Origin of the sequence: Terrabacter lapilli, from assembly GCF_039531305.1 — a bacterium.
GTDB classification, from domain to species: domain Bacteria; phylum Actinomycetota; class Actinomycetes; order Actinomycetales; family Dermatophilaceae; genus Terrabacter; species Terrabacter lapilli.
This window is the reverse complement of record NZ_BAAAPU010000003.1, coordinates 553,962-573,898: the sequence shown is the minus strand read 5'-3', so window position 1 is coordinate 573,898 and position 19,937 is coordinate 553,962. Positions and strand designations below refer to the sequence as shown.

Genomic DNA, 19,937 nt, shown 5'->3' with positions numbered 1-19,937 from the left:
GCAGGTTCACCGCAACCGCACACGCAGTGCCGCCGCGGCCGGTATGGTCCATTCGTCCCGCGCCGGAGCGGGAGCACCGACTCTTCAGGGGGAGCACCAGCATGTCCGAGTCCAGTTCCGGGGCGAGCCAGCCCTACACCTATCCGCTGCCTCCAGGGGTGACCCCGACCGTGCCGGGCGAGGTCTCCCTCTCGGACGACCCACAGCCGAACAGGCCCGCCGGCCGCCGGCGTCCCGTCCTGCTCGTGGGGGCGGTCGTGGCCGCCCTAGCCCTGGGCGGCGCGGGCGCGCTGGCCTTCCAGAAGTTCGGCGGGGGCGGCTCCCAGCCGGCCGAGGTGCTGCCGGGCGACGCGTACGCGTACCTCCGCCTCGACATCGACCCTTCAGCCGGGCAGAAGATCGCGGCCGTGCGCTTCCTGGGCAAGCTGCCCCAAGTCAAGGACACCCTCGACAGCGGCGACCCGCGAAAGAAGCTGTGGGAGCTCGCCTCGAAGGATGCGAGCAACGACTGCGTCGCCAAGTTCGACTACGACAAGGACATCGCCCCCTGGCTCGGTGACCGCGTGGGCGTCGCCGTCCGACCCGGCGGCACCGAGAAGGCCCCCAACCTCGCCGTGGCCATCCAGGTCAAGGACGATTCCGCCGCCAAGGACACCCTGACCCGCCTCTTCGCCTGCGACAAGGGCAGCTCCGACTCGGAGGTGCGGATGAAGGACGGCTACGCGATCGTGACGCCCCCCGGCGTCGGCGACTCGACGATGGCAGCGGTCGACAAGGGCTCGCTCGCGGCCAACCCGACCTTCACCCAGGACATGGCCGCCCTCGGCGAGCAGGGTGTCATGTCCGGCTGGTTCGACATGGGTACCGGCGCCAAGGAGCTCGAGAAGCTCGGTGGAGCCGCGGGCCTGGGCGCACTCACCGGGATGACCGGGATGAGCGGCATGAGCAGCAGCATGGGCGGCCTGGGCTCGATGCCGGGAGCCGCGAGCGCCAAGGGCCGCACCGCGATGGCCCTGCGCTTCGAGGCCGACTACGTCGAGCTCGCTGCCGTCTCGCGTGGTCTCGACGGGGCGAAGGCCGTCAAGGGCTCCGGCAGCGAGCTGGCCTCCCTCCCGGCGAACACGATGGCGGCGCTCAGCGTCGCGGGCGGCGACCAGATGGTCAAGAACGCGTGGCCGACCCTCGAGAAGCAGCTCCAGGGCTTCGGGGGCCTGGGAACGGGCTCGTCGGACGTCGTCGGCGAGATCGAGCAGCAGCTGGGGGTCAAGCTGCCCGACGACCTCGCGGTCCTCCTCGGCCGCTCGTTCACGCTCGCCCTGCCCGGCCAGACCTTCGGCCCCGACACGCCCACCATCGGCGCGAAGGTGGTCTCCGACGACGCCAAGGCGGCTGACGCGCTCGTCGGCCGTCTGCTGGAGCGTCTCGGCGCCCCCAGCGATGCCCTGACGCACAGGGTCGCCGGCGACAAGCTCTTCCTCGCCACCAAGCCCGGCTACGCCGACGACCTCCAGGCCGGCGGCAAGCTCGGCGACTCCGACGCCTTCAAGCTCGCCGTGGGCGACGTCAGCAACGCCAACCTGTCGATGTTCGTCGACCTCGACAAGGTCGACGAGGTCGTCAAGGGCGACGTGCACGGGGAGGCCAAGTCGTTCCTCGAGTCGCTGCGGGCCGTCGGCGTCAACGCCTCCTCAACCGGCGACGGCCAGGGCACCTTCACCCTCCGGCTCGTCGGCGACTGAGCACGACAGCACGACAGCACGACAGCACGACGAAGGGCCCCGCTACGCGCGGGGCCCTTCGTCGTCTCGGTGGAGCGGCTCAGGCGTCGGCCGTGAGGCGGGAGATGCCGAAACCGCCCGTCGCCGGGACGTAAATCTCGTTGCGGCAGTAGGAGACTCCCCCGACCACGGGTGAGGCTACCGACCACCACGCGGCGTCGAGGTCACTCACCTCGGTCGTGGGCTCGGCGGCGACGAGCGCGGCCGCTGCTCCCACGCCGATGTGGCTCTCCATCATCGAGCCCACGATCGTGCGCAGGCCCTCGTCGTGGGCGCGGCGCAGCATGTCGCGACCGACCGTCAGCGATCCGCACTTGGCGAGCTTGACGTTGACGAGGTCGGCGGCTCCGAGCCGGATGATGCGCTCGAGGTCGTAGGGCCCGTAGCAGGACTCGTCGGCCATGACCGGCAGGCCGACGCGCTCGCGCACCCACGCGAGACCCTCGACGTCCTCGGCGACCACGGGCTGCTCGACGAACTCGACGCCGAGGTCCGCGACCTCGAGCGCCCGGATCACCTGCACGGCCTCCTCGCGGGTCCACCCCTGGTTGGCGTCGAGGCGGATCGCCACGTCCGGACCCACGGCGTCGCGGACGGCGGCCACGCGCTGCACGTCGGTGCTCGCATCGGTGCCGACCTTCATCTTCAGGGTGGTGAAGCCCTCGGCGACGCGACGCCGAGCGGTGTCGGCGAGGGCGTCGGCAGCGCCCGCCGAGAGCGTCACGTCGGTCGTCAGCACGTCACGTATGCCGTCCGCCCGGGTCGTCAGCACCGACGCCACGGACGTGCCCTCCGCCTGTGCGAGCAGGTCGTGCAGTGCCGCGTCGACCGCGGCCTTGGCGCCGAAGTTGCGGGCCACGGCGCGCTGGACGGCCGCGGAAGCGGCCGCGAGGTCGTCCCGCTCGTCGAGGCGGCGGCCCTGCACGGCCGGCGCGAGCATCAGCTCGATGCACGCGGTGGCACTCGCCAGGGACTCCCCCGTGACCTGCCACACCTGCGGGGCCTCACCCCATCCCGTGCGCCCGTCGCTGTCGGTGACGGTGACGACCACCGTGTCGGTGGTCTCGGTGCGACGGAGCGACGTCACGAAGGGCGTGTGCAGCCGGACCGACGAGGGCGTCGTCGTGACCCGCTCGATCGTCGTCATGGCTGTCCCTCTTCTGCCGGGTGCTCGGCTCTCCACACCTCGCGGGCGACCTCGGCGACCAGGGCGGCGGCCGGCGCCTCGTCGAGGTCGACGGTGGTGCAGACGGCGAGGACGAACGGGTCCTCACCGTGCGGGCGGACGAGGGCGACGTCGTGCGAGACCCCGGGGATCCACCCGGACTTGCTCGCCGTGGGGGTCCCGGCCGGCAAGCCGGCGGGGACCTGGTCGAGGTGCACCTGTCGGCTCAGCAGCTCCTCGACGGGCCCGAGCACCGCCTCGCCGCCGAGCCGCGGCTCACGCCGACCGACGGCGGCCATGACCAGGCCCAGGTCCGAGGCCGTCACGGTGTTGGTGAGGCCGGCCCGACGGGCGACCCCGTCCTCGATGCCCCGGGTGACGACCGTGGCCGGTGAGCACCCCACGACGCGCAGCACCTCGGCCACCTCGGCGAGGCCGACGACGTCGATGAGCAGGTTGGTGGCGATGTTGCTCGACTGCGTGATGGCAGCTTCAGCCAGCTCGGCGACGGTGCGGGTGCCCCCGAGCGCGGCCCAGGTCTGCGGGTCCTGGTCGTCGGCCTCGTCGAGCGCGAAGGACGAGCCGTCCAGGACCGAGGCGAAGGTGCCCGTCACCCGCACGGGCGACGCCAGGTCCAGCTCGCCGCGCACCGCTCGCCGGAAGGCGGCGATGACGAGGGGGAGCTTCATCGTCGAGGCGGCATAGTGCGGGGCCAGGGCGGCCCGCTCGTAGCGGGGGCGACCGTCGAGGTCGCCCAGCCACACGGAGACGACCGGATCGACGTGGTCGCCGTCCGGGGCTGCGGCGGTTCGCCGCGCGATGGCGTGGTCGAGCCGTGCGTCGAGCTCGGTCTGCAGCGCAGGGGGTGGGGTCGGCACCCCAGAAGGCTAGAAGATCAGGCCGCGGAGGCGGACACCACGTCGCTCGACGGCACCGGGAGTGCCACCGTCGGGGCGAGCCCCTCGCTCTCGGCCATCCGGTTGGAGACGTCGACGAGGACCTCGGACAACGGCAGCCGCAGGGCCCCGCAGATCGAGGCCAGCAGCTCGGAGGAGGCCTCCTTCTCGCCACGCTCGACCTCGCTGAGGTAGCCGAGGGACACCGAGGCCGTGGCCGACACCTCGCGGAGGGTCCGGCCCTGGGCGCGCCGGCGCTCGCGCAGGACGTCACCGAGCTCGCGTCGCAACAGTGTCGTCATGCCGTCCTCCTTCAGGTCGCGGGCGTCGTGCGGTCGGAAGCGGAGCCACCGCCGGGGTGACCCGACAGCCCTACCGTACCCCGAGCCTGCGACGGCGGCGCAGGGGTTTGGGTCGTGGCGCCGACCCGGCCCACCGCGAGCCGGAGCACCGCCTCGACCGTCGCAGAGCGGATCTGCGCCCTGGTTCCCTTCAACTGCAGCGGGCGCGTCACTGTTCCCCGAGGACCGGCCACCGCGACGTGCACGGTGCCCGCGGGCTTGCCCTCGCTCGGCCCCGGGCCGGCCACCCCGGTCGTCGACAGGCCCCACGTGGCCCCGAGCCGACGGCGTACGCCCTCGGCCATCGCGACGGCCACGGCGGGGTCGACCGTGCCGACCCGGGCGATGAGCTCGTCGGGGACGTCGAGGAGCAGCGTCTTCACCTCGGCCGCATAGGCCACGACGCCGCCGAGGAGCACCACCGAGGCTCCGGGGGTGTCGGCGATGGTGGCGGCCACGAGGCCCGCCGTGAGCGACTCGGCGCACGCCACGGTCTGTCCCGACCCGGTGAGCGCCGAGACGAGCCGGGCACCGGGCGTGCGTGCCTCGTCGTCGGGCGCGGGGCTCGAGCCGGACATGTCAGTCGTGGTTGGCCGGTCGTCCGGGCTGGGTAGGCTCACCCGTGGTGCCGGGGACGTCGTCGTGCTGCGCGGCGGCTCGGCGAGCCCGCGTGCGCTCGCTCGTCTCGCGAAGGCGCGCCGCCTTGAAGACGTAGTCGACTCCCGTGACGACCGTCAGGACGAGGGCGGCGCCCAGGACGACGTAGGCGACGAAGAGCCAGGCGCCACCCAGTGGCAGCACCCACAGCGGGAAGGTCAGCGCGCCCAGCGAGAGCGTCTGCAACATCGTCTTCAGCTTGCCGCCGCGGCCCGCCGGCATGACCCCGTGGCGGATCACGACGAAGCGCAGCACCGTGATGCCGATCTCGCGGACGAGGATGACCACCGTCACCCACCACCAGACGACACCGAGCACCGAGAGGCCGATGAAGGCGGTGCCGGTCAGCGCCTTGTCGGCGATCGGGTCGGCGACCTTGCCGAAGTTGGTGATCTCCCCGCGCCGGCGGGCGAGCTTGCCGTCGACGCCGTCCGTCACGGCGGCGACGGCGAAGACGACCCACGCCCAGAAGCGCCACCACGGCTGGGTGCCGCCGTCCTGGAAGAGCAGCACGGCATACACCGGGACGAGCAGGAAGCGCAGGACCGTCAGGGCGTTCGGCAGGTTCCAGTCCGTGGGCCGCGGCGCCGGCCCCTCCCCCCGGTGGAAGGTCTGCGGCGTCATCGCGGCTCCGCGAGCAGGTCGATCCCCTCGGTGCCGACGACGACGGCCGGCACGAGGTCGCCCACTGCGGGAACCGGTGCGCCCTCGGGCACGTGCACGATGGTCACCCCGTCGACGTCGGGGCCCTGGAAGGCCGCGCGCCCGACGACGGACCCGTCCTCGTCGTCGATCTCCTCCACGAGGACCACGACGTGCTCGCCGATGCGCTCCTCGGCGCGCTGCGCGTTGAGCTCCTCGACGAGCCGGGTGAAGCGGTCGAGGCGCTCGGCGACGACCTCGGGAGCCAGGTGGCCGGCATACGACTCGGCCTCGGTCCCGTCCTCGTCGGAGTAGCCGAAGACCCCGACGACGTCGAGGCGCGCCTCGGTGAGGAAGGCCTCGAGCTCGCCGAGGTCGGCCTCGGTCTCGCCCGGGAAGCCGACGATGACGTTGCACCGGATGCCGGCCTCGGGCGCATCGGCGCGGACGCGCGCGAGCAGGTCGAGGAAGGCATCACGTGAGCCGAAGCGGCGCATCGAGCGCAGCAGCGGCTCGGAGGCGTGCTGGAAGGAGATGTCGTAGTAGGGCACGACGCCCGGCGTGTCGGCCATGGCGCGCAGCAGGCCGGGTCGGATCTCGGCCGGCTGCAGGTAGGAGACGCGGACCCGCTCGATGCCCTCGATGGCCGTCAGCTCGGGGAGCAGTTTCTCGAGGAGGGCGAGGTCGCCGAGGTCCTTGCCGTAGCTCGTGGAGTTCTCGGAGACGAGGAAGAGCTCCTTGACGCCCTGCTCGGCGAGCCAGCGTCCCTCGGCGACGATGTCGGCCGGGCGGCGCGACACGAAGGCGCCACGGAACATCGGGATGGCGCAGAACGAGCAGCGGCGGTCGCATCCCGACGCGATCTTCAGCGGCGCCCAGGGGCGGCCGTCGAGGCGGGCGCGGATGACCCGGGGACCGGAGGCCGGGATCGGGACGTCGGCGTCCGCGAGGTCGGGCCGGTCGGGTTGCGTGTCGCCGTGGCCGGGGAGCGCCACGGATGCGGCGCCCTGCTGGCGCTCGACCGGGGTGAGCGGGAGCAGGGTGCGCCGGTCTCCGGGCGTGTGGCTCTCGACGTTGCCGCCGGCCAGGATGGTCTGCAGGTGGGCGCTCATGTCGCGGTAGGAGTCGAAGCCGAGGACCGCGTCGGCCTCGGGCAGCTGGTCGGCCAGCTCCTTGCCGTAGCGCTCGGCGAGGCACCCGACCGCGACGACCTTCTGCGTGCGGCCGCCCTCCCCCTTGAGGTCGGAGGCCTCGAGGAGCGCGTCGATCGAGTCCTTCTTGGCCTGCTCGACGAAGCCACAGGTGTTGACCACCGCGACGTCGGCCTCGGCGGCGTCGTCGACGAGACGCCAGCCCTCGGCCAGCAGGCGGCCCGCCAGCTCCTCGGAGTCGACCTCGTTGCGCGTGCACCCGAGGGTGACGAGTGCGACGCTCTTGTCGGCGCTCGGGTGTGGAGGGGTCATGCGACCACTCTAGATGGCGGGGTGTTCAATGGCCGACATGCCGGCAACCGCCCCCCTCGGCCACGACGACGCGCTCACGAGGGCACGCGAGCTGCTCAGCAGTCATCCGCTCGTCGACGGCCACAACGACCTTCCCTGGGCCGCACGCGAGCTCACCGGCTACGACTTCGACGCGCTCGACATCGCCGAGCGGCTCACGACGACCCAGACCGACCTCCCGAGGCTTGCCGACGGCGGCGTCGGCGGCCAGTTCTGGTCGGTCTTCGTGCCCAGCACCCTGCAGGGCGACTCGGCGGTGACAGCCACGCTCGAGCAGGTCGACGCCGTCCACCGCATGGTCGGGGCGTATGCCGACCGGCTGGCCCTCGCACGCACCGCCGACGAGGTGGAGGCGGCCACGAGCTCGGGGCGCGTGGCCTCGCTGCTCGGCGCCGAAGGCGGCCACTCCATCGGCTGCTCCCTCGGGGCGCTGCGCATGCTGCACGTCCTCGGCGTGCGCTACCTGACGCTGACGCACAACGACAACACTCCGTGGGCCGACTCGGCGACCGACGCCCCGGTCGTGGGTGGCCTGAGCGAGTTCGGCCGCGAGGTGGTCCGCGAGATGAACCGTCTCGGCATGATGGTCGACCTCAGCCACGTGGCGGCGACGACGATGCGAGCCGCCCTCGAGACGACCGACGCGCCCGTCATCTTCAGCCACTCCTCGGCGCTGGCCCTGTGCGACACGCCTCGCAACGTCCCCGACGACGTGCTGGCGGCGCTCCCGGACAACGGCGGCGTGTGCATGGTGACCTTCGTGCCCGAGTTCGTCTCCCCCGCCACCGCCGCGTGGCGCGTCGAGGCCGCCGCCGCGGCCGCGCAGGTCGGGGTCGAGGCGCGGGACTGGGAGGCCTTCGGACGGTTCACCGCAACCTGGCAGCAGGAGCACCCGAAGCCCGACGCCACCATCGAGCAGGTCGTGGCGCACCTCGAGCACGTGCGGGAGGTTGCCGGCATCGACCACGTCGGCATCGGCGGGGACTACGACGGCACCGACACCTTCCCCGTCGGCCTGGAGGACGTCAGCGGCTACCCGCGGCTCGTCGCCGCGCTGCTCGAGCGCTCCTGGTCGGAGGCCGAGGTCGCCGGGCTCGTACGCGGCAACACCCTGCGCGTCATGCGCGACGTGGAGGCGGTGGCGCGTGACCTGCAGCAGACCCGCGCCCCGAGCCTTCGGACCTTCGCCGAGCTCGACGGCGGTCGCTGAGCGCCGTGACCACCCGCCGCGGCCTCTTCGTCGCCCCCTTCGACGCCCTGGCCGACCCGAGAGTCATCGGCGACCTCGCCGCCGCTGCGGAGGCTGCCGGCTGGGACGGCTTCTTCCTCTGGGACCACCTGCAGTACGGCGACCGGGTCGCCGAGATCGCCGACGTCTGGACCTGCTGCGCGGCGGTCGCGATGCGGACCGAGCGGCTGCTCGTCGGGCCGATGGTGACGCCGCTCGCACGCCGCCGGCCGCAGCTGCTCGCCCGGCAGGCGGCGAGCCTGGCGGTGCTGTCGGGCGGCCGGTTCGTGCTGGGCCTCGGACTGGGCGACGACTGGGTCGGCGAGTTCAGTGCGTACGGCGACGAGCCGGATCCCCGTGTCCGGGCCCGGATGCTCGACGAGGGGCTGGACGTCCTCGCCGCCCTGCTCTCGGGTGAGACGGTGTCGCACGCCGGCGCCCACTACACAGCCCGGGACGTGCGGTTCCTTCCGGCGCCCGAGGTGCCGATCTGGCTCGCGGGCCGGTTCGGGAACCGGGCACCCCTGCGCCGCGCCGCGCGGTACGACGGCTTCTTCGTCATCGACCTCGACCGGCCCGAGGACCTCGAGGCGGTGACCGCAGCGCTCGCTGGGCACCGGCCGAATCCGGGCTTCGACGTGGTGCTCGACCTGCTGCCCTCGCAGGACCCGGCACCGTGGCTCGACCGCGGCGCCTCCTGGGTGCTGACCAGGATCGGCCCGTTCGACCTCGACCTCGCCGAGGTCCGGCGCATCGTCGAGGCAGGCCCCTGAACGACGTGGGGGTTCTCCCCGCCCCGGCAGAGCCGGGAGCACCCTTCCGTAGCGGTCCCGGCCGACGCCGGCCTCTCCGTCACTCGTCGGGGAGCAGGACCGTGGTCAGCAGGCGCCGGGTGCGGCCCGCGGGGGGCAGCGACATCCGCCGCGACACCACCTCCCTGAGGTCGTCGACCAGGGCGAGCACCTCGTCGTCGGTCAGGTAGAGGGCGGCCTTCCGGTAGCCGACGACGTCGTCGCCGAGGTCGAACCCCGGCCGCGCGGTGTAGCGGTCGAAGTCGTCCAGAACGCCGGCGACGAAGGTGGTGAACGCCTGGCGGTGCTCCTCCGGCGTCAGGCGGCGGGCCTCCTCGGGGCCGACGTGCGCCGATTCGGTGCGGAGCCGGTAGGTCCGCTCGGTGGCGCCTCGCACGCGCCGCTCCTCGACGACCTCGAGCAGGCCCGCTTCCGCCAAGGTGGCCACCTGACGGTAGAGCGTCGCGGTGGAGACGTCCGGCAACAGCTCGCGCACCTCCCCGGTGGTGAGCGTCCGGTCGCCGAGGAAGGCCTGCACGATGCGGAGGCGCACCGGATGCAGCAACAGCTCTGCCGAGGTCATGGGCGGTTCCTCACGGCTATCCATTCTCATGATTGACATTGGTCTCACTCATGAGAATACTGTGAACCATGAGCGCTGTACACCTGAACCCCTCCGAGCTCACCGTCGAGCTCACCCCCGCGGAGAAGGTCGCCGGGCTCCACGGCGACGTGACCATCCCTCTCGCCGCAGTCACCGCCGTCGACGTCGTGCCGGACGCCCTTGCGGCCACTCACGGGCTGCGTGCGCCGGGCCTCTCCCTGCCGGGCGTGCGCAAGGTCGGCACGTGGCGGACCGGCAACGGCTCGGAGTTCGTCGTCGCGACTCGCGGCCAGGGCGGCGTCCGGCTCACCCTCACCGGTCACGAGTTCGCCTCCGTCCTCCTCGGCGACGACGACGCCGAGGCGCTGGCCACGCGCATCCGGACCGCCCGATGAGCGTGCGGGCCGGCGGCGCGGCGCGCTCGGTGGAGCTGCGCTTCCCCGGTCCCGACCGCGACCTGGCCGCAACGCTCCTGGTCCCCCCGGGCCCCGGACCGTTCCCCGCTGCCGTGCTGGTCAGCGGGTCCGGCCCCGTCGACCGGGACTCCAACGCACCCAAGCTCGCCATCGACTCCACCCGCCAGCTCGCCCACGCCCTGGCCGAGGCCGGCATCGCGTCGCTGCGCTACGACAAGCGCGGCGTGGGCGGCAGCCGCCTGCTGCGTGACGGCACCACCGAGGGGAAGGACGCCTGGAAGCGGGTCGGCCTCTTCGACAACGCCGACGACGCGTCGGCCGCCTATGCCGCGCTGGCCGCACGCCCCGAGGTCGACCTGTCGCACCTCTTCCTCGTCGGACACTCCGAGGGGGCCACGCTCGTGGCCCACGTCGGCGCCCGGCTGGTCGCAGAGGGCGCCGGGCCGCGCCCCGCCGGGGTCGTGCTGCTGGCGATGGCCGCGGTGCCCGGTGACGCCGTGCTGCGCTGGCAGACCTCCGCCGTGCTGCCCACGCTGCCGGCCCCCGTCCGCGCACTGCTGAAGCTGCTGCGCGTCGACGTGGTCGCGAAGGTGTCACGCAACCACGACCGCCTCCGCTCCACCACGACCGACGTCGCCCGCATCGGAGGCGCCGCGATCAACGCCAGGTGGTTCCGCGAGTTCCTCGACCACGACCCGCGACACGACCTCCGCGCCCTCACCGTGCCCGTGCTGGCCGTCACCGGCAGCAAGGACCTGCAGGTCGACCCCGCGGACCTGGACGCCATCGCGGCCCTCGTCCCGGGACCGGTCGAGACCTGGTGCGCCCCGGACGTCTCCCACCTGCTGCGCACCCAGTCGGGTCCGGCGTCGCTGCGCGCCTACAAGACGGAGGTACGCCGCCCGGTCGAGCCGGCGGTCCTCGAGCGGGTCACGTCGTGGCTGGCCGGCCAGGCCGCCGTCGGGTCCCCGTGGACAGCGCCGACCGGCCGACCGCGGTAGAGGGACCACCCGGCCGCAGCGGCTCGTCATCGCGCCGATGCACCCGGCATACGACCCCTGGCGTGGCGCGGCCGCCCTACTGACGGAAGCGGGCGATCGTGAGTCCGACGAGGCGGGCCACGACGAGCGCGACGTAGAGCATCCCTGCAATCTGCTGGAGCAGCACGAACGCCCGGGCGTGCGCCTCGACGGCGATGATGTCGGACAGCCCGGTCGAGGTCATCGTCGTGATCGAGAGGTAGAGCAGCTCGAACCAGGTGCGCGTGCCCGGGTTGGTCTCGCCGTAGATGGTGAAGGAGTTGCCCCAGACGAGCTGGACAGCGGCGTAGAGGTAGGCGAAGCCCCAGGCGACCACCGTGAACGTCGCACCGGTCGCGTACAGCTCGTCGCGGGTGACCCAGTTGTCGGCGAACATGTAACGGATCAGGGCGTAGCCCGTGTAGAAGTAGAAGAGCGCGTGCAGCAGGGCGCTCCAGAAGGCGACCACGTCGTCGGTCGGCCAGATCGCCTCGGCGATCGTGAGCAGCACCACGGGTCCGCCGAGCAGCACCGCGACCCACGTGAGGGCCGGCGTCGCCCGCACCGCCCGGACGGCGAGGAAGAGCACGAGCAGCCCGATGATGCCGAAGATCGCCCGGCCGGTCTCGCGCACGTCGCCGGCGCGCGTCTCGATGAACGGGTAGGCGACCAGGGCTATGAGCTGGACGAAGAGCAGCAGGGCGCACGGCAGCTCGGAGATCTTGCGGCGCAGGCGGTCCAGCCGCGACGGCGCCGACCCGCGGGGCGATGACGGCCAGAGCTCCAGCGACGCACTCACGTCTCGGAGCCTATCGGCAGGGGTGGGGCGCAACGGTCGTCAAGAACCCGTCAAGGCCCGTCAGCCGGGCGTCAAGTGTCCGGGGAGACCAGGCCGCCGGACATAGGAAGGTCCCATGGTCACCGACATCCTCCTGGGACTCGTGGCGCTCAGCCTGCTCGCCTACCTCGTCCACGTCCTCCTGCACGCGGACCGCTTCTGATGAGCGACACCGTCAGCGGGCTGCTCACCATTGCCGTCCTCGTCGCGGCCCTCGCGATCGTCCACGTCCCACTCGGCAACTGGATGGCGAGGGTCTTCACCGACGAGAAGCACTGGCGTGCAGAGCGTCTCGTCTACCGTCTCGTCCGCGTCGACCCCACCTCCGAGCAGGGGTGGTCGACGTATGCCGTCGCCGTCCTCGCGTTCTCCGCCGTCGGGGTCGTGCTGCTGTTCCTCATGATCGTCCTGCAGGGCGTACTGCCGTTCGCCCGCCGCGCCGCCATGAACGCCGACACCGCGCTCAACACGGCCGTCTCGTTCGTCACGAACACCAACTGGCAGTCGTATGCCGGAGAGTCCGGCACGTCACCGTTCGTCCAGACGGTCGGTCTCACCGTCCAGAACTTCGCCTCGCCCGCCGTCGGCCTTGCCGTGTCCGTGGCACTGGTGCGCGGACTCGCCCGCTCGACCGGCTCGACCCTCGGCAACTTCTGGGTCGACCTGACACGCGGCCTCTTCCGCGTCATCCTCCCCCTCGCCGTCGTGGGTGCCGCCGTCCTGCTGCTCGGCGGCGCCATCCAGAACCTCGCCGGGCCGACGACCGTCACGACACTCTCCGGCGGTCACCAGGTCCTTCAGGGCGGCCTCGTCGCCTCGCAGGAGGCGATCAAGGAGCTCGGGACCAACGGCGGCGGCTACTTCAACGCGAACTCCGCGCACCCGTTCGAGAACCCGACGCCCCTGACGAACCTCGTCCAGATCTTCCTGCTGCTCGTCATCCCGTTCTCGCTGCCACGCACCTACGGCGTCATGGTCGGTGACCGGCGTCAGGGCTGGACGGTGCTCGGCTTCATGGCGACCCTGTGGACCCTGATGCTCGTCGTGGTCACGTGGGCCGAGGTCCACGCCGCTGGCGGGCCGCTCGGGGCCATGGAGGGCAAGGAGCTGCGCTTCGGGGTGTGGTCCTCGGCGCTCTTCGCCACGAGCACGACCTCGACGTCGACCGGCGCGGTCGACTCGATGCACGAGAGCTTCTCGGCGCTGGGCGGCGGTGGCGCGCTCTTCAACATGATGCTCGGTGAGCTGTCACCGGGTGGCGTGGGGACGGGCCTCTACAGCGCCCTGCTCGTCGCCGTGCTCGCCGTCTTCCTCGCCGGGCTCATGGTCGGGCGCACGCCGGAGCTGCTCGGCAAGCAGATCGGGCGCCGCGAGATCACCCTGACTGCCCTGGCTGTCCTGGTCATGCCGTTCCTCGTCCTCGTCTTCACCGGCATCGGCATCGTGGCGCCGCTCGTGTCGTCGCAGATGCTCGCCACCGGACCCCACGGCCTCACCGAGGTGATGTATGCCTACACCTCGGCTGCCAACAACAACGGCAGCGCCTTCGCAGGCTTCTCCGCCGACACCCCGTACACCAACCTCACGCTGGCCCTGTGCATGCTCCTCGGCCGGTTCGTGCCGATCGTCCTCGTCCTGGCACTGGCCGGTTCCCTGGTGGCGCAACGCCGCAGGCCCGTCACCGCCGGCACCCTGCCCACCCACACCCCCACCTTCATCGGCCTGTTCGTCGGGGTCGCCGTCATCGTCGGCGGTCTCACCTTCTTCCCCGCCCTGGCCCTGGGTCCCCTCGCGGAGGCACTCTCATGACCCGGTCGTCCACGACCAAGACCCTCGCCACTGCCCCGAAGCCCGGCAGCACCACCCCGGTCCCGCACCACGACGGCGCAACCGGCGAGCTCATCCGCCCCGGGCGCGCGAGCACCTCGTACGCTCAGCTCGGGCGGCAGCTCGTCACGACCTTCCCGCAGGCCCTCGTGAAGCTCGACCCGCGGCACGTCTGGCACAGCCCGGTCATGTTCGTCGTCTGGGTCGGCTCGCTGGTCACCACGGTGCAGGCGGTCGCCGACCCGTCGTGGTTCGCGTGGGCCGTGACCGTCTGGCTCTGGGCGACGGTGCTCTTCGCCAACATGGCCGAGGCCGTCGCGGAGGGCCGCGGCAAGGCGCAGGCCGCCACGCTCAGGGCCACCCGCAGGACGACCACGGCGCGGCGCCGGATGCCCGACGGCTCCGTCGAGACCGTCGCGGCCTCCGACCTCGCCATCGGCGACGTCGTGGTCGTGCGCCCCAACGAGGTCATCCCCGGTGACGGCGACGTCGTCGAGGGCATGGCCACGGTCGACGAGTCGGCCATCACCGGTGAGTCCGCTCCCGTGATCCGCGAGTCCGGTGGCGACCGCAGTGCCGTGACCGGCGGCACGACCGTGCTGTCCGACGGCATCGTGGTGCGCATCACGACCCGGCCGGGTGAGACCTTCATCGACCGGATGATCGCCCTCGTCGAGGGGGCCTCGCGGCAGAAGACCCCCAACGAGATCGCCCTGACGATCCTGCTCACGGTCCTGACCATCATCTTCCTGCTGGCCGTCACGGCGATGCAGCCGATGGCCATCTACTCCGGGCAGGCCCAGTCACCGGTCGTGCTCGTCGCGCTGCTCGTGTGCCTCATCCCCACGACCATCGGCGCGCTGCTGTCGGCCATCGGCATCGCCGGCATGGACCGGCTGGTGCAGCACAACGTCCTGGCCATGTCCGGCCGCGCGGTCGAAGCCGCCGGGGACGTCTCGACGCTGCTCCTCGACAAGACCGGCACCATCACCTACGGGAACCGGCGGGCGACCGAGCTGCTGGCCGTGCCCGGACACGCGAGCGCCGACATCACGCAGGCCGCCTACATCTCCTCGCTCGCCGACGAGACGCCCGAGGGTCGCTCGATCGTCGCGCTGGCCGGCACGGCCCTGGAGCCGGGGACCCGCGGAGCCTTCGACCGCCTGCCCCGGGACGGCGCCACGTTCGTGGAGTTCAGTGCCGCCACACGTATGTCTGGTGCCGACCTCCCGGACGGGACGGCATACCGCAAGGGTGCCGCGGACTCGGTCGCGAGCTGGGTGCGTGGCGACGGCGGCGAGGTGCCGAACGGCGTGTCCACCGTGGTCGACGGCATCGCGTCCTCAGGGGGCACGCCCCTTGTCGTCGCCGTCCACGAGCCGGGGAGGGCGCCGCGGGTCCTCGGCGTCATCCACCTCAAGGACGTCGTCAAGCCCGGCATGAAGGAGCGCTTCGCGCAGCTGCGAGCCATGGGCATCAAGACCGTCATGATCACCGGCGACAACCCGCTGACGGCCAGGTCCATCGCGGCAGAGGCCGGCGTCGACGACTACCTCGCCGAGGCCACGCCCGAGGACAAGATGGCCCTGATCAAGCAGGAGCAGCACGGCGGCCGGCTCATCGCGATGACCGGCGACGGCACCAACGACGCACCTGCCCTTGCCCAGAGCGACGTCGGCGTGGCCATGAACACGGGCACGTCCGCGGCCAAGGAGGCGGCCAACATGGTCGACCTCGACTCCGACCCGACCAAGCTCATCGACATCGTCTCGATCGGCAAGCAGCTGCTCATCACCCGTGGCGCGCTGACGACGTTCTCGATCGCCAACGACATCGCGAAGTACTTCGCGATCATCCCGGCGATGTTCGTGATGATCTTTCCCGGGTTGCACGCCCTGGACATCATGGGCCTGGCGTCGCCGAAGTCGGCGATCGTCTCCGCGGTCATCTTCAACGCGCTCATCATCATCGCGCTGATCCCCCTGTCACTGAGGGGAGTCCGCTATCGGGCCATCGGCAGCACGGCCCTGCTGCGACGCAACATCTGGGTCTACGGGTTGGGCGGCATCGTGGCCCCGTTCCTCGGGATCAAGCTGCTCGACCTCATCGTCAGCCACCTACCCGGAATGATGTGATCCCCGTGAACGGCACCATGCACTCCTTCGTCAAGCAGTCCTGGGCCGGCCTGCGGGCCATGCTCGTCCTCACCGTCGCACTCGGGCTGCTCTACCCGGCGCTCGTCTGGGGTCTCGGGCAGGCTGTCGCCCGTGACCAGGCCGCCGGGTCCCTCGTCCGCGTGGATGGCGCGGTCATCGGGTCGAGCCTGATCGGGCAGCAATGGAACGGGGACGAGTGGTTCCACGGTCGCCCCTCGGCCAGCGGCTACGCCGGCGACACGAGCGGCGGCTCCAACCTCTCCGGCAGCGCCCTCGCCGCAGAGGTCACCAGACGTGCCCAGACCTCGCGGCTCGACCCGGCCACGGCGCCCGCCGACGCGCTCACCGCGTCCGCCAGCGGCCTCGACCCGGACGTCTCGCCGGCGTACGCGTCGAGCCAGGTCGCGCGGGTCGCGAAGGCTCGCGGGCTGGACCCCGCCCGCGTGCGGGCCCTCGTCCTCGACCACACGTACGGGCGCCAGCTCGGCTTCCTCGGCCAGCCGCGCGTCAACGTGCTCCAGCTCAACCTGGCCCTCGACGCGCTCGCCGCTCCCATGGCTCCCGCGGCCGGCTGACCTGCGAGGATCGAGACATGTCAGCAGGCGCGGCGCAGCCGTTGACCGGGGCGGTCCCCGGCCGGTCCGAGGCCGCAGCGATCCCGCTCCACGGGCGCGGCCGCCCACGGGGCTCCCTGCGGATCTACCTCGGCGCCGCCCCCGGCGTCGGGAAGACGGTCGCCATGCTCGACGAGGCGCATCGCCGTCGCGAGCGCGGCACCGACGTCGTCGTCGGCCTCGTGGAGACGCACGGCCGGGCCCACACCGCCGCACTGCTCGAGGGCCTGGAGATGCTTCCCCGCCGCCGGGTGCGCTACCGCGGCAACGTCCTGACCGAGCTCGACGTCGAGGCCGTGCTGCGGCGGCAACCACAGGTCGTCCTCGTCGACGAGCTGGCCCACACCAACGTCGTGCCGGACGAGCCCACCGGAGCGGGCGCCGGACCTGCGGCCGCCACCGAGGCAGGGTCGGCGGTGCACGAGAAGCGCTGGCAGGACGTCGAGACCATCCTGGAGGCGGGCATCGACGTGCTGTCGACGGTCAACATCCAGCACCTGGAGTCGCTCAACGACGCCGTCGAGTCCATCACCGGGGTGCGGCAGCGCGAGACCGTCCCCGACGAGGTGGTGCGCCGGGCCGAGCAGGTGGAGCTGGTCGACATGACCCCACAAGCCTTGCGGCGCAGGCTCGCCCACGGCAACGTCTACGCGCCCGAGAAGGTCGACGCCGCCCTCGCGAACTACTTCCGGATCGGCAACCTCTCGGCGCTGCGCGAGATCGCACTGCTGTGGCTCGCCGACCGCGTCGACGAGGCCCTGGAGCGCTACCGCGCGGACGAGGGGATCGCCGTCGCCTGGCCGGCTCGCGAGCGGGTGGTCGTCGCGGTCACGGGCGGCCCCGAGAGCGAGACCCTGCTGCGCCGCGGGGCCCGCATCGCCACCCGGGCCGCGGGCGGTGACCTCATCGCCTGCCACGTCCGGTCGTCCGAGGGGCTCTCCACGACCGACCCGGGTGCGCTGGCGCGGCTGCGGCGCATCGCCCGGGACGTGGGCGCGGAGTTCCACGAGGTCTCCGGTCAGGACGTGCCGGCGGCGATCCTCGACTACGCGCGGGGCGTCAACGCGACTCAGATCGTCGTAGGCGTCAGCCGCCGCAGCCGCTGGCAGCACGCGCTGCGGCCGAGCATCGCGTCCGAGGTGGCCGACGCATCCGGTGAGATCGACGTGCACCTCGTGACCCACGAGGGCTCGAAGATCAGCCATGGCTCCCGGCGGCCCGGGCGCACCTGGGCCTTGCCGCGACGCCGGGTCGTCGGCGGCTTCGGCCTCGCTCTCGTCGGGCTCGTTCTGCTCACGGTCGTGCTCGTCGAGACCCGACAGGGCCTCGCGCTGTCCCTCGACCTGCTGCTCTACCTCGCACTCACGGTGGCGTGCGCTCTCATCGGTGGCATCTGGCCGGCCCTCTTCTGCGCCGTCGTGGGATCACTGGTGGTCAACTGGTTCTTCACCGCGCCAGTCGGAACCCTGACCATCAGCGACCCTCCGAACGCGGTCGCCCTCGCCGTCTTCGTCCTCGTTGCGGTGGCGGTGTCGTCGGTGGTCAACCTGGCGGCACGGCGCACCGAGCAGGCACTCGACGCGGAGCGGGAGTCAGCAGCCCTGGCTGCCCTCAGCCGGGATCTGCTCGCCGAGCCGCGACCGTTGCCCGCCGTCCTCGAACGGGCTCGTGTGGCTCTCGGCATGCGGTCGGCCTCGCTCGCCCGCCTCGACCCCGCCGACACCGTCCCGAACGGGGTCGCCGGGGAGGTCCTCTTCTCGACGGACCCCCTGCTCCTCCCGGGCACCCGGCTCCCGGCCGGGCAGTCGTGGGCGGTCGACGTCGCCCTCGACGACGACGTCCACCTCCTCCTCGAAGGTCGCCCCGTGGCAGCCGAGGACCAACGGGTGGTCAACGCGTACGCCGCGCACGCGGCGATCCTCCACGGCCGCGAACAGCTCGTCGAACAGGCCCGTCGCGCGGTGGGGCTCGCGCGCGACAACGCCGCTCGCACCACGTTGCTCGCCGCCGTCTCGCACGACCTGCGCACCCCGCTGGCGAGCATCAAGGCCGCGGTGTCGACGCTGCGACAGACGACCTTCGAGCTGCTGCCTGACGACCGGGCCGAGCTGCTCGAGTCGATCGAGCAGTCGAGCGACCAGCTCGACTCGCTGATCGGCAACATCCTCGACCTCTCCCGCATCCAGACCGGAGCGGTGCGTCCGCACACGCAGACAGTCGACCTGGTCGACGCCGTGGTCACCGCCCTGCGCACCACCTCGGACCCGTCCCAGGTCGAGCTCGCACTCGACCCCGACGTGCCACCTGTTTGGGCCGATCCCGGCCTGCTCGACCGGGTCCTCGCCAACGTGGTCGAGAACGCGCTGCGCCACCGCGGAGGCGCCATGGTGCGTGTCACGGCCGGACGCATCCACGACACCGTCCAGCTGCGCGTCGCCGACCGCGGACCCGGCGTCGCCGACGAGGACAAGGAGCGGATCTTCGAGGCCTTCCAGCGCGTCGGCGACTCACCGCGGGGCGAGGGGCTGGGGCTCGGCCTGGCGGTCTCCCGAGGCCTGATGACCGTCATGCACGGCACGCTCGTGCCCGAGGACACCCCAGGCGGCGGTCTCACGATGGTCGTCGAGCTGCCCGCCGCGCCCGTCGAGCACGTCACCCTCGTCCAGGACGCCGGCGAGACGAGGCCGACCGGCACGGTGGAGCACGGCATACCGGCGCTGCGCCCGCAGGGGCCCTCGGACGGCGCCTGCGTCGACGCCGCCGGTCGAGACACCCCATGAGCCGCGTGCTCGTCGTCGACGACGACCCGCGCCTGCTGCGCACCCTCTCGATCGCGCTGCGCGGGCACGGGCACGAGGTGCTCACCTCGGCCGACGGCCGCGGCGCGGTGCAGGCCGCGCTCGAGGACGACCCCGACGTGGTCATCCTCGACCTGGGCCTACCCGACATCGACGGCGTCGAGGTGCTCCAGCAGGTTCGCCGGGCGTCGATCGTGCCGGTCATCGTCCTGTCAGCGCGGCACGACTCGGACGACAAGATCGAGGCGCTCGACCTCGGCGCTGACGACTACGTCACCAAGCCGTTCGGTGTCGAGGAGCTGCTGGCCCGCGTCCGGGCCGCGGTGCGCCGCTCGAGCGAGGGCACCCGAGCCATCGGCACGGTCTCGACCGACCGGTTCACCCTGGACTTCGCCGACCGGCGCGCCACCGTGGAGGGTGAGGTCGTGCGCCTGACGCCCACGGAGTGGCGGCTGCTCGAGACCCTGTGCCGCAACCCCGGGCACCTGGTCTCGCAGCAGGACCTGCTGCGCCAGGTGTGGGGGCCGTCGTACGGCCGCGAGTCCAACTACCTGCGGGTCTACGCCAACCAGCTGCGGCGCAAGCTCGAGAGCGACCCCAGTCGCCCCATGCACCTGATCACCGAGCCCGGGCTCGGCTACCGCTTCGTCCTCTGAGGGCCGACC

General features: G+C 72.2%; 19 protein-coding genes. 11 read left to right on the top strand and 8 right to left on the bottom strand.

Annotated features, from left to right (window positions below; translation table 11 throughout):
• Positions 1–101 precede the first annotated feature (101 nt).
• The gene (locus ABD241_RS04020; protein ID WP_344058661.1) at positions 102–1,739 is read left to right on the top strand and encodes a DUF3352 domain-containing protein; all 1,638 of its coding nucleotides are present in this window, start codon (positions 102–104) and stop codon (positions 1,737–1,739) included.
• A 79-nt stretch (positions 1,740–1,818) separates the two neighbouring features.
• Here the strand turns inward: ABD241_RS04020 and ABD241_RS04015 are convergent, their stop codons facing one another.
• Genes ABD241_RS04015 through rimO form a run of 6 tightly spaced genes read right to left on the bottom strand, consistent with a single transcriptional unit; the run spans position 1,819 to position 6,942 of the window.
• Positions 1,819–2,925: a mandelate racemase/muconate lactonizing enzyme family protein gene (locus tag ABD241_RS04015; protein ID WP_344058658.1), complete on the bottom strand. Its 1,107-nt coding sequence runs from the start codon at positions 2,923–2,925 to the stop codon at positions 1,819–1,821.
• Positions 2,922–3,821: a serine hydrolase gene (locus ABD241_RS04010; RefSeq protein ID WP_344058655.1), complete on the bottom strand. Its 900-nt coding sequence runs from the start codon at positions 3,819–3,821 to the stop codon at positions 2,922–2,924. The genes ABD241_RS04015 and ABD241_RS04010 overlap by 4 nt, the downstream gene beginning before the upstream one ends.
• Before the next feature lie 17 nt (positions 3,822–3,838).
• Positions 3,839–4,141, bottom strand: coding sequence for a helix-turn-helix domain-containing protein (locus ABD241_RS04005; RefSeq protein ID WP_142183986.1), 303 nt, complete (start codon positions 4,139–4,141; stop codon positions 3,839–3,841).
• Positions 4,142–4,152: 11 nt separating this feature from the next.
• Positions 4,153–4,758 (bottom strand): CinA family protein, encoded by a 606-nt coding sequence (locus ABD241_RS04000; protein WP_344058652.1) that lies wholly within the window; start codon positions 4,756–4,758, stop codon positions 4,153–4,155.
• 1 nt (position 4,759) lies between these two features.
• On the bottom strand, positions 4,760–5,461 hold the full coding sequence (gene pgsA / locus ABD241_RS03995) for a CDP-diacylglycerol--glycerol-3-phosphate 3-phosphatidyltransferase (protein ID WP_344058650.1): 702 nt from the start codon (positions 5,459–5,461) through the stop codon (positions 4,760–4,762).
• Positions 5,458–6,942 carry a 30S ribosomal protein S12 methylthiotransferase RimO gene (rimO, locus tag ABD241_RS03990; protein WP_344058648.1) on the bottom strand — a complete coding sequence of 495 codons (1,485 nt, stop codon included), beginning with the start codon at positions 6,940–6,942 and terminating at the stop codon, positions 5,458–5,460. The genes pgsA and rimO overlap by 4 nt, the downstream gene beginning before the upstream one ends.
• 28 nt (positions 6,943–6,970) lie before the next feature.
• Between rimO and ABD241_RS03985 the strand changes: the two genes are divergently transcribed.
• Both ABD241_RS03985 and ABD241_RS03980 read left to right on the top strand, forming a co-directional pair.
• Positions 6,971–8,191, top strand: a complete 1,221-nt coding sequence (locus tag ABD241_RS03985; protein ID WP_425580671.1) for a dipeptidase — start codon at positions 6,971–6,973, stop codon at positions 8,189–8,191.
• 5 nt (positions 8,192–8,196) lie between these two features.
• Positions 8,197–8,982: an LLM class flavin-dependent oxidoreductase gene (locus tag ABD241_RS03980; protein ID WP_344058644.1), complete on the top strand. Its 786-nt coding sequence runs from the start codon at positions 8,197–8,199 to the stop codon at positions 8,980–8,982.
• A gap of 79 nt (positions 8,983–9,061) precedes the next feature.
• Here the strand turns inward: ABD241_RS03980 and ABD241_RS03975 are convergent, their stop codons facing one another.
• Positions 9,062–9,583, bottom strand: coding sequence for a helix-turn-helix domain-containing protein (locus ABD241_RS03975; RefSeq protein WP_344058642.1), 522 nt, complete (start codon positions 9,581–9,583; stop codon positions 9,062–9,064).
• Positions 9,584–9,651: 68 nt separating this feature from the next.
• Here ABD241_RS03975 and ABD241_RS03970 point away from each other — a divergent pair, with 68 nt between their 5' ends.
• Both ABD241_RS03970 and ABD241_RS03965 read left to right on the top strand, forming a co-directional pair.
• Complete coding sequence (locus tag ABD241_RS03970; RefSeq protein ID WP_344058640.1) at positions 9,652–9,999, top strand: hypothetical protein; 348 nt, start codon at positions 9,652–9,654, stop codon at positions 9,997–9,999.
• On the top strand, positions 9,996–11,021 hold the full coding sequence (locus tag ABD241_RS03965) for a serine aminopeptidase domain-containing protein (RefSeq protein ID WP_344058638.1): 1,026 nt from the start codon (positions 9,996–9,998) through the stop codon (positions 11,019–11,021). Before ABD241_RS03970 ends, ABD241_RS03965 begins: the two co-directional genes overlap by 4 nt.
• 76 nt (positions 11,022–11,097) lie before the next feature.
• Here the strand turns inward: ABD241_RS03965 and ABD241_RS03960 are convergent, their stop codons facing one another.
• On the bottom strand, positions 11,098–11,838 hold the full coding sequence (locus tag ABD241_RS03960; protein WP_344058636.1) for an ion channel: 741 nt from the start codon (positions 11,836–11,838) through the stop codon (positions 11,098–11,100).
• Positions 11,839–11,953: 115 nt separating this feature from the next.
• Here ABD241_RS03960 and ABD241_RS20655 point away from each other — a divergent pair, with 115 nt between their 5' ends.
• From ABD241_RS20655 to ABD241_RS03935, 6 genes are read left to right on the top strand one after another with little or no spacing between them, the layout of a single operon-like run.
• Entirely contained in the window at positions 11,954–12,040 is an 87-nt protein-coding gene (locus ABD241_RS20655; RefSeq protein ID WP_142206387.1) for a potassium-transporting ATPase subunit F, read from the top strand.
• Positions 12,040–13,686 carry a potassium-transporting ATPase subunit KdpA gene (gene kdpA, locus ABD241_RS03955; protein ID WP_344058634.1) on the top strand — a complete coding sequence of 549 codons (1,647 nt, stop codon included), beginning with the start codon at positions 12,040–12,042 and terminating at the stop codon, positions 13,684–13,686. The genes ABD241_RS20655 and kdpA overlap by 1 nt, the downstream gene beginning before the upstream one ends.
• Positions 13,683–15,839, top strand: a complete 2,157-nt coding sequence (kdpB, locus tag ABD241_RS03950) for a potassium-transporting ATPase subunit KdpB (RefSeq protein WP_344058632.1) — start codon at positions 13,683–13,685, stop codon at positions 15,837–15,839. The genes kdpA and kdpB overlap by 4 nt, the downstream gene beginning before the upstream one ends.
• Positions 15,840–15,856: 17 nt before the next feature.
• On the top strand, positions 15,857–16,435 hold the full coding sequence (gene kdpC / locus ABD241_RS03945) for a potassium-transporting ATPase subunit KdpC (protein ID WP_344059518.1): 579 nt from the start codon (positions 15,857–15,859) through the stop codon (positions 16,433–16,435).
• 17 nt (positions 16,436–16,452) lie between these two features.
• Positions 16,453–19,254 (top strand): DUF4118 domain-containing protein, encoded by a 2,802-nt coding sequence (locus tag ABD241_RS03940; RefSeq protein ID WP_344058630.1) that lies wholly within the window; start codon positions 16,453–16,455, stop codon positions 19,252–19,254.
• Positions 19,251–19,928 carry a response regulator gene (locus tag ABD241_RS03935; protein ID WP_344058628.1) on the top strand — a complete coding sequence of 226 codons (678 nt, stop codon included), beginning with the start codon at positions 19,251–19,253 and terminating at the stop codon, positions 19,926–19,928. The genes ABD241_RS03940 and ABD241_RS03935 overlap by 4 nt, the downstream gene beginning before the upstream one ends.
• Positions 19,929–19,937 lie beyond the last annotated feature (9 nt).

Coding starts and splice junctions, on each gene's coding strand:
- ABD241_RS20655 (WP_142206387.1), top strand. CDS start 11,954: ATGGTCACCGACATCCTCCTGGGACTCGTGGCGCTCAGCCTGCTCGCC.
- ABD241_RS04015 (WP_344058658.1), bottom strand. CDS start 2,925: ATGACGACGATCGAGCGGGTCACGACGACGCCCTCGTCGGTCCGGCTG.
- ABD241_RS03965 (WP_344058638.1), top strand. CDS start 9,996: ATGAGCGTGCGGGCCGGCGGCGCGGCGCGCTCGGTGGAGCTGCGCTTC.
- kdpA (WP_344058634.1), top strand. CDS start 12,040: ATGAGCGACACCGTCAGCGGGCTGCTCACCATTGCCGTCCTCGTCGCG.
- kdpB (WP_344058632.1), top strand. CDS start 13,683: ATGACCCGGTCGTCCACGACCAAGACCCTCGCCACTGCCCCGAAGCCC.
- ABD241_RS04020 (WP_344058661.1), top strand. CDS start 102: ATGTCCGAGTCCAGTTCCGGGGCGAGCCAGCCCTACACCTATCCGCTG.
- ABD241_RS03935 (WP_344058628.1), top strand. CDS start 19,251: ATGAGCCGCGTGCTCGTCGTCGACGACGACCCGCGCCTGCTGCGCACC.
- pgsA (WP_344058650.1), bottom strand. CDS start 5,461: ATGACGCCGCAGACCTTCCACCGGGGGGAGGGGCCGGCGCCGCGGCCC.
- ABD241_RS04005 (WP_142183986.1), bottom strand. CDS start 4,141: ATGACGACACTGTTGCGACGCGAGCTCGGTGACGTCCTGCGCGAGCGC.
- ABD241_RS03985 (WP_425580671.1), top strand. CDS start 6,971: ATGGCCGACATGCCGGCAACCGCCCCCCTCGGCCACGACGACGCGCTC.
- rimO (WP_344058648.1), bottom strand. CDS start 6,942: ATGACCCCTCCACACCCGAGCGCCGACAAGAGCGTCGCACTCGTCACC.
- ABD241_RS03940 (WP_344058630.1), top strand. CDS start 16,453: ATGTCAGCAGGCGCGGCGCAGCCGTTGACCGGGGCGGTCCCCGGCCGG.
- ABD241_RS03975 (WP_344058642.1), bottom strand. CDS start 9,583: ATGACCTCGGCAGAGCTGTTGCTGCATCCGGTGCGCCTCCGCATCGTG.
- ABD241_RS04000 (WP_344058652.1), bottom strand. CDS start 4,758: ATGTCCGGCTCGAGCCCCGCGCCCGACGACGAGGCACGCACGCCCGGT.
- kdpC (WP_344059518.1), top strand. CDS start 15,857: ATGCACTCCTTCGTCAAGCAGTCCTGGGCCGGCCTGCGGGCCATGCTC.
- ABD241_RS03970 (WP_344058640.1), top strand. CDS start 9,652: ATGAGCGCTGTACACCTGAACCCCTCCGAGCTCACCGTCGAGCTCACC.